Consider the following 387-nt stretch of genomic DNA (forward strand, 5'->3'; position numbering starts at 1 on the left):
AGTTTTCGTTCATAAGCTTGACGATGGAAGCACTTTGTTCTTTATTTCCGACGTAAAGGTTATCAGCTGCAAATACCATTTTACCTAAAACATCGTACGTGTATTTCATCTTGTCAATGCTGCTTTTAATGAATAAATCATCTCCTCGTTTCTCTACGGTGAAATCGAAATCAAATGCAATTTTGAACTTTTCTATTTTCGCTTTTCCATTTCCATCACCATGGATATTATCTCCTCCTAAAAAGTTTTTAATAAGGGGACTCCCTGAGTAAACTGAGTAATGTCCTTTGATAGTTATATCACAGACTAGCTCGATACTTGCATGTAGATCGTCGAAATTGGCTTCAAATTTATTGACTGTGCAGTCTTTAACTCCCTTAGCTACTC

The 387-nt window shown here is 35.9% G+C and carries 1 protein-coding gene; it reads right to left on the bottom strand.

Features of this window, described 5'->3' with window-relative positions; genetic code table 11:
* Window positions 1-387, bottom strand: a 387-nt coding sequence (locus tag F0L68_RS46145) for a JHBP domain-containing protein (RefSeq protein WP_149855483.1), incomplete at both ends; no start/stop codon positions are given.

Source organism: Solihabitans fulvus, from assembly GCF_008386585.1.
Classification (GTDB): domain Bacteria; phylum Actinomycetota; class Actinomycetes; order Mycobacteriales; family Pseudonocardiaceae; genus Solihabitans; species Solihabitans fulvus.